Annotated in this window: 1 pseudogene; it reads right to left on the minus strand. The window is 74.3% G+C overall.

Annotated elements, in window-relative coordinates:
* Positions 1 to 37 precede the first annotated feature (37 nt).
* Positions 38 to 265: pseudogene (locus RB628_RS42065) on the minus strand (hypothetical protein); the annotation flags it as partial.

The raw sequence follows: 265 nt of genomic DNA on the forward strand, positions 1-265 counted from the left end.
TCGGGGCGGGTTCGAGGTGCCGGGTTGTCGTCCGGAGTCAGGTGTCGGGCTGCGGCAGGTCTGTGGCCGTGCTGCCGGGCGGTTGGTCGGTGGCGGATCTTGCCGGGCGCTCTGGGTAGGCGGTCGGTCGAGCCTTGGTGGCGGGTGGGTCGGTGTGGTGGTCGCCGGGCGGTCGGCTGTGGTGGCGCGTACGGTTGCCGGCGGTCTCGTGGCGGGTGCTGCGGCGTCGGCGAGGCTCGGGGCGGGTTCGAGGTGCCGGGTTGTC

The organism is Streptomyces sp. ADMS (assembly GCF_033441795.1).
GTDB lineage: Bacteria > Actinomycetota > Actinomycetes > Streptomycetales > Streptomycetaceae > Streptomyces.